Source organism: Bradyrhizobium sp. TM233, from assembly GCF_036247965.1.
GTDB classification, from domain to species: Bacteria; Pseudomonadota; Alphaproteobacteria; order Rhizobiales; family Xanthobacteraceae; genus Bradyrhizobium; species Bradyrhizobium ottawaense.
The window spans coordinates 1-266 of the sequence record NZ_BTIG01000391.1; the positions used below are offsets into that span (position 1 = coordinate 1).

Below are 266 nucleotides of genomic sequence, written 5' to 3' on the forward strand. Positions count from 1 at the left end.
GCGCGCTCGCGCTCGATCCGGACGTGCTGGTCGCGGACGAGGCCGTCTCGGCGCTCGACGTCTCCGTGCAGGCACAGGTGCTGGAACTCTTCGACGAGATCCAGAAGCGGCTCGGCATCGCCATCCTGTTCATCACCCACGATTTGCGTGTCGCAGCACAGATCTGCGACGAGGTCGTGGTGATGCAGCACGGCCGCGTCGTCGAGCAGGGCCCGGCCGCCGAAGTGCTGACGCATCCGAAGGAGGCCTACACCAGGGCGCTGCTG

Annotated in this window: 1 pseudogene; it reads left to right on the top strand. The window is 67.3% G+C overall.

The features are described from left to right. Positions 1-266 (top strand): annotated as a pseudogene (locus AABA86_RS34505) (microcin ABC transporter ATP-binding protein); the annotation flags it as partial.